The sequence below is a fragment of the Actinomycetota bacterium genome (assembly GCA_040755895.1).
Taxonomy (GTDB): Bacteria; Actinomycetota; Aquicultoria; order Subteraquimicrobiales; family Subteraquimicrobiaceae; genus Subteraquimicrobium.
Window position 1 is genome coordinate 1 of record JBFMAG010000002.1, and the last position, 6141, is coordinate 6141.

The window sequence follows — 6141 nt, forward strand, 5'->3', positions numbered from 1 at the left end:
CCCTCCGGAGATCTGCGATCATCTCCAGAACTTGCGGTGTCTTTATTCCCTGTGATAACGCTACCACAGATGCCTTTTGAATGGTTGTACCATCGGCTAAGGGATCCGAATAGGGAATCCCGATTTCGATGATGTCCCCCCACTCAGCCAACGCCTCTATAATCCTCTTGGACCCCTCCAAGGTGGGATAACCAGCCATCACATAGGGAATTAAAGCAGCTCTTCCTTCCCCTTTAAGTTTTTTAAATCTTTCTTCGATTCTACTCATGAGAATTCACTTATACTTCGACTCCCAATGCCTGAGCAACCACCTGGACGTCTTTGTCGCCTCTACCCGAGAGATTCACCACAATTATCTCATCCTTGGATAGATTTGGGGCGAGTTGTTTAAGATAGGCAATGGCATGGGCTGGTTCTAAGGCGGGGAGAATACCTTCCGTTTCCGAGAGAAGTTGAAATGCTTCTAACGCCTCTTTATCCGTAATAGCAGTGTAGGTGGCGAGACCTTTCTTCTTCAGATAGCTGTGTTCTGGTCCCACCCCCGGATAATCCAACCCAGCGGAGATAGAATGAGCCGGTCTGATTTGTCCATATTGGTCTTGGAGTACATAGCTTAAGGAGCCGTGGAGTATACCCTTCGTCCCTTCGCAAAGAGATGCACCGTGCCTCCGGGTTTTGAGTCCCCGCCCAGCCGCTTCCACTCCGATCAATTTGACTCTGGTCTCAAGAAAGGGATAGAAGATGCCTATGGAGTTACTGCCTCCACCAACACAGGCAACTATATAATCCGGAAGGCGCCCTTCCTTCTCCAATATCTGTTCCTTAGTTTCCACGCCAATCACGGTTTGGAAATCGCGAACCATCATTGGATAGGGATGGGGACCGACGACGGAGCCTATAACATAGTGGGTGGTCTCAACATTGGTTACCCAATCCCTGATGGCTTCATTGATGGCATCCTTTAAGGTCTTGCTACCGCTTGAGACCGGAATCACCTCCGCACCAAGTAATTTCATCCTGAAAACATTGAGGGATTGTCTCTTGACATCCTCTTCGCCCATATACACCTGGCAGGGAATTCCAAACATTGCAGCGGCGGTCGCGGTGGCAACCCCGTGTTGACCTGCTCCAGTTTCGGCAATGATTCTGGTCTTACCCATCCTCCTAGCCAAGAGGACTTGCCCGATGGTGTTGTTAATTTTATGTGCACCGGTGTGGCATAGGTCCTCCCGCTTCAAATAAATTTTGGCTCCTCCAAAGTGATGGGTCAGTCTTTCGGCGAAATATAAGGGTGTGGGGCGTCCCGCATACTCTTTTAAATAGTAGTCAAGTTCTCGCTGAAAATCTTCATCCTCTTTATATTTGTTGTAAGCCCCCTCAAGCTCAGCGAGGGCGGTCATCAACGTCTCTGGAACAAATTTCCCACCAAACTCGCCGAAATGCCCCGTTCTGTCCGGCAACAATTCAAACCATCTCCCTGTTTAAATTAGTGTGGGAAGTTGGGAGTCGGTGGTAAAAATCTTACACTACCGACTACTTACTAAGAAAGTTCTAACTTACGGACGTTTTCAAAGAATGCTCTTAATTTATCGGGGTCCTTTTTGCCCGGTTCCTTCTCTACACCACTGCTGACATCAACAGCATAGGGCTTAACCAATCGAATCGCTTCAGCAACGTTATCGGGATTAAGCCCTCCGGAAAGGATGATCGGCTTTCCAAATCCCTTTGCCTTCCTAGCAATCCTCCAATCGAATGTCTTACCGGTTCCTCCACATGCTCCTTCAACAAAGGTATCCAAAAGGAAGGCATCCACCGTTTTGTATCCCGGGAATATATCCAAATCAGAGAATTGCCTGATTCGAAAGGCTTTAATCACCTTCCGTTCAAATTGCATACAATAACTTGGCGACTCATTTCCATGAAATTGCAGAGTATCTAAGCCGCATATGGCGATAATCCTCTTCACCCGGGTTTCATCTTCATCAACGAAAATTCCCACCCTACTCACAAAGGGAGGACTGGCTTTGATGATTTCAGCAGCCACTTGAGGCTCAATGCATCGCGGGCTTTCGGCAAAAACGAAACCCAAAGCATCCGCCCCCAATTTCACCGCCAAGAGCGCATCTTCTAAATTGGTTATGCCACATATCTTAACTCTAACCATGGGATAAAAGTGATTCGAGTGATTCGAGTGAGAAGTGATTCCCCTTGCTGAACGATAAATGTCGTATGTCGAACGCTTAATTTATTTATTCATTCGACGTTCGACGGATTTTGCTCTTTAACTTCACTCCTTCACTTCCTCAATTTGTTTTAGATTTTAGGTAAATGAGCCAGAGCATCTTCTATCTTTTCCCGTGGATACTCATAGTCTACCAACTTGCCCGCGAGATAATCATCGTAAGCAGCGAGATCGAAATATCCATGACCTGTGAAGTTGATGAGGATGGTCATGGTTTCGCCACTCCTCTTGCACTTAATAGCCTCATCGATGGCTGCCTTGACCGCGTGAGCGGTCTCGGGAGCGGGAACTATTCCCTCGGCTTGAGCAAAGGTGACCGCCGCCTCAAATACCGGATTCTGATGGTAGGCTTGAGCTTCTATTATGCCTTGATCATAAAGTGCGCACATGATCGGTGCATCACCATGGTAGCGAAGCCCACCAGCGTGTATGGGAGGTGGAACGAAGGTATGACCCAATGTGTACATCTTCGCTATGGGGGCTAGGTGTGCCGTATCGCCATAGTCGTAGGTGTAAATACCCTTTGTGAGCGTGGGACACGCAGTGGGTTCAACCGCTACTACTCTTACCTTCTTTCCCTCCAGCTTGTCTTTCACGAAGGGTAGGCAAATTCCACCCAGACTACTGCCACCGCCGATGCAACCGAAGATAACATCCGGATATTCATCCATTTTTTCAAATTGTTTTTTGCATTCCAACCCTATTATGGTTTGGTGAAGCAGAACGTGATTCAATACACTCCCCAGCGAATACAAGGTATCATCATGAGTGCCTGCGTCTTCTACCGCCTCGCTTATGGCGATTCCCAAGCTACCGGGGCATTCTGGGTCCTTCGCCAGTATCCCTCGCCCACATTGAGTTTTCTCACTAGGACTTGGAATCACTTTAGCCCCCCAGGTCTCCATGAGGACTCTGCGGTAGGGTTTCTGATGATAACTCACTTTGACCATGTAAACCGTGCAATCCAGACCCATTAACTTGCAAGCCATGGCCAAAGCGCTGCCCCATTGACCCGCCCCGGTCTCAGTGGTCAAACGCTTCACACCCTGTTCCTTGGCATAGTATGCTTGGGCAATAGCAGTATTAGGCTTGTGACTCCCTGGTGGACTCCAACCCTCATATTTATAATAGATCTTAGCCGGCGTATCTAGTGCTGCCTCTAGCCTCTTTGCCCTAAAGAGAGGCGTTGGACGATACAACTTGTAGATGTCTATTACCTTTCCAGGTATATCTATCCAGCGCTCCATGCTCGACTCCTGCTCGCTGAGTTCCGCAGCAAACAGGGGTGGTGGGAGAGCAAGACCCGATGGTTCCTTCGTCTGTGGATTCAAATATGGCTCTAACGGCTTTGGCAGATCTGGTAAGATGTTGTACCATGCTGTGGGTATCTCCTTTTCACTCAAAATGATTTTCGTTTCCTCCACCTACTTATTCCCTCCCTCTAATGATTTTCGATTAGCGACTGGCGATTTTCATCTTCTTTTACCGCTGATCGCTCGTCGAATATCGCTTATCGTATTTGCTTACCCAACAATTCTCTAATCTTCGCCCCAATATCATCGCTCCTCATAAGGGCTTCTCCAACTAAAATTGCATTGACCCCCACCTCTTCCAAAAACTTAACATCTTGAGCGGTGTGGATACCACTTTCGCTCACGATGATCTTATCCTCAGGGATAAATTCAATGAGCTTTGGAGTAACCGAGATATCGACTTTGAAATCGCTGAGGTTCCTATTATTTATACCAATAATTTCCACGTTTGTCTTTAATGCCTTCTTTAACTCCTGGCGATTGTGGATTTCCACGATAACATCCAAATCCAGCTTTCGAGCGAGGGAGAGAAGCTTCGATATCTCCTCAATGGAAAGGATATTCGCAATCAAAAGTATGGCGTCGGCACCACTCACTCTAGACTCATAAACCTGAAACTCATCTATGATAAAATCCTTGCGTAAGATAGGGATTGAGGTCACAGCCCTAATATCTTCTAAATGTTGCAAACTTCCCTGGAAATGTCGATCGGTTAGCACAGAGATGGCAGCAGCGCCATTTTCCTCACAAACTTGAGCAATTCCCGCCGGATTGAAATCTTCTCTGATTAACCCAGCCGATGGAGATGCCCTCTTCACCTCAGCGATAAGACTTAAACCCGGATTTTTAAGGGCAGCCTTAAAATCCCTCGTGCGAGGCGAGAAAGATATCCGCTCCCGCAAGGTCTCAAGACCTACACTCCTTTTCCTCCGTTCTATCTCACGTCTCTTGTCCCTAATTATCTCGTTTAGAATCATAGGCAACACCCAACAAAATGAGGGAGGGAATTTTTCCTATTCCCTATATTTATTGGTGAATTCCCTGAGTTTTTCTAGTTTTTCGAGAGCCGCTCCGCTATCGATTGATTCAGCCGCAAGTTTTAAACCCTCCCCAAGATCTTTAGCCTTGTCCGCCGCCACCAAAGCTGCCGCAGCATTTAGAAGCACGATATCCCTTCGGGTTCCCTTTTCACCCGATAAAATGCTTTTCATAATCTGGGCATTTTGCTCCACCGTTCCTCCTTTGAGATCTTCAACCCTTACCCTCGGTAGACCGAATTGCTCGGGGGTTATGCTGTAGTTCTTCACCTTCCCATCGAAGAGCTCTGAGATGCGACTTTCACCAGTAGTGGTTAGCTCATCCAACCCATCGCCGTGAACTACCATGGCATGGGTTACTCCCAAATTTCCGAGGACTTTAGCGAGTACGGGAGCGAGGGAGGGATCATAAACCCCTAAAATCTGAGCCGAAGCAAAGGCGGGATTGGTGAGAGGACCCAGGATATTAAAGACCGTCCTAATGCCGATGTTTCGTCTGACGGGAGTGGCATATTTCATCGCCGGATGTAATAAGGGGGCGAACAAAAAGCCTATCCCAACTTCATCTATACAAGCTTCGACCGCTTCGGGGGGTAGATCGATCTTTACACCGAGGGCTTCCAGAACATCTGCACTGCCGCAGCGGCTGGAAACGGAACGATTTCCATGCTTAGCGATGTGTACACCAGCTCCTGCAGCCACAAAGGCTGTGACCGTAGAGATGTTAAAGGTATGGGAAACATCTCCTCCCGTCCCACAGGTGTCCACCAAATCCGCCACTTTTGGACTGATCCGAATGGCATGAGCCCTCATCACCTTGGCAAATTCTGAGATCTCATCGACGGTCTCTCCCTTCATCCGAAGAGCGGTGAGGAATGAGGCAATTTGAGCTTCGGTTGCTCTACCGCTCATTATCTCCTCCATCACCGATGCTGCCTCCCCCGGGGTTAAATCCTTTCGCTCAACTACTTTTCTAATGGCTTCAACGATCACAAGTCACACCTCCTTCCCCTTCAAACTTTCAAGTAATGTCCAAAAAATTCTTCAAAATTTTCTTACCCACCGCCGTCAAAATGGATTCTGGGTGGAACTGTACCCCCTCGATTGGGAACTTCTTGTGTCTAATTCCCATGATGATCCGATCCTTCGTCTCCGCAGATATCTCAAAGCAATCGGGGAGGGTTTCTCTCTCCACTATCAGGGAATGATATCTGGTAGCAACGAAGGGATTTTCGATTTCTCGGTATATGGTCTTTCCATCGTGATAAATTAGGGAAGTTTTCCCGTGAACTGGAACTGGAGCGCGGATAATCCTCCCCCCAAATACCTGAGCAATGGATTGATGTCCCAAACAAACCCCCAAGATGGGGATTTTCCCGGCGAAATATTTCACCACATTCATGGAAATGCCTGCCTCATTTGGGGTACATGGACCTGGGGAGATCACGATGTGTGTGGGGTTTAATTTTTCAATCTCAGAGATGGAGATTTTATCATTGCGGAAAACGCGAATGCCATGCCTGCCAGTAGGCAGGTCCGCCCCAAGCTC

Annotated in this window: 7 protein-coding genes; all 7 read right to left on the reverse strand. The window is 47.8% G+C overall.

The genetic code is table 11. From position 1 onward, the window contains the following. The coding region (locus AB1466_00030) for a tryptophan synthase subunit alpha (protein ID MEW6188492.1) at positions 1 to 268 on the reverse strand (268 nt) is incomplete at its 3' end. Between the two features lie 10 nt (positions 269 to 278). Further along, positions 279 to 1460, reverse strand: a complete 1182-nt coding sequence (gene trpB, locus AB1466_00035; GenBank protein ID MEW6188493.1) for a tryptophan synthase subunit beta — start codon at positions 1458 to 1460, stop codon at positions 279 to 281. A gap of 80 nt (positions 1461 to 1540) precedes the next feature. Next, positions 1541 to 2164, reverse strand: a complete 624-nt coding sequence (locus AB1466_00040; GenBank protein MEW6188494.1) for a phosphoribosylanthranilate isomerase — start codon at positions 2162 to 2164, stop codon at positions 1541 to 1543. Positions 2165 to 2313: 149 nt separating this feature from the next. Then, positions 2314 to 3666 (reverse strand): TrpB-like pyridoxal phosphate-dependent enzyme, encoded by a 1353-nt coding sequence (locus tag AB1466_00045; GenBank protein MEW6188495.1) that lies wholly within the window; start codon positions 3664 to 3666, stop codon positions 2314 to 2316. An 86-nt stretch (positions 3667 to 3752) separates the two neighbouring features. Beyond that, on the reverse strand, positions 3753 to 4532 hold the full coding sequence (trpC, locus tag AB1466_00050) for an indole-3-glycerol phosphate synthase TrpC (GenBank protein MEW6188496.1): 780 nt from the start codon (positions 4530 to 4532) through the stop codon (positions 3753 to 3755). Between the two features lie 36 nt (positions 4533 to 4568). Beyond that, complete coding sequence (gene trpD, locus AB1466_00055; GenBank protein ID MEW6188497.1) at positions 4569 to 5585, reverse strand: anthranilate phosphoribosyltransferase; 1017 nt, start codon at positions 5583 to 5585, stop codon at positions 4569 to 4571. 28 nt (positions 5586 to 5613) lie between these two features. After that, positions 5614 to 6126: an aminodeoxychorismate/anthranilate synthase component II gene (locus AB1466_00060; protein MEW6188498.1), complete on the reverse strand. Its 513-nt coding sequence runs from the start codon at positions 6124 to 6126 to the stop codon at positions 5614 to 5616. Positions 6127 to 6141 lie beyond the last annotated feature (15 nt).

Bases quoted from the DNA above. Each gene is read 5' to 3' on its own strand.
- AB1466_00040 (MEW6188494.1), bottom strand. From the start codon at position 2,164: ATGGTTAGAGTTAAGATATGTGGCATAACCAATTTAGAAGATGCGCTC.
- trpC (MEW6188496.1), bottom strand. From the start codon at position 4,532: ATGATTCTAAACGAGATAATTAGGGACAAGAGACGTGAGATAGAACGG.